Annotated in this window: 1 protein-coding gene; it reads right to left on the bottom strand. The window is 56.6% G+C overall.

Going from position 1 to position 343, the window contains the following annotated elements; all coding sequences use genetic code 11:
* On the bottom strand, positions 1–343 hold a 343-nt coding region (locus FN960_RS23680; protein WP_260682099.1), incomplete at both ends, for a helicase-related protein.

Here is a 343-nt window from a genome sequence, read left to right as displayed (position 1 = left end):
AGCTGCTGCTGTACTTTAGCGGCGAATTTTTCCAGACGGCGTTTGCCCAGCAGTTCTGCGTTCGGCAGTTCTACTTCCGGAATAGTCAGCTTCATAGTACGTTCAATGTTGCGCAGCAGACGACGCTCGCGGTTCTCAACGAACAACAGCGCGCGGCCAGCACGACCCGCACGACCGGTACGACCGATACGGTGAACGTAAGACTCAGAATCCATAGGGATATCGTAGTTAACCACCAGGCTGATACGCTCAACGTCCAGGCCACGGGCCGCAACGTCGGTCGCAATCAGGATGTCCAGACGACCGTCTTTAAGGCGTTCCAGTGTCTGCTCACGCAGCGCCT

The sequence above is a fragment of the Alkalicoccobacillus porphyridii genome, assembly GCF_007293315.1.
In the GTDB taxonomy this organism is placed as follows: Bacteria; Bacillota; Bacilli; order Bacillales; family Bacillaceae_D; genus Alkalicoccobacillus; species Alkalicoccobacillus porphyridii.
Note: the sequence above shows the minus strand (reverse complement) of the source record. Positions and strands in the feature narration are given on the sequence as shown.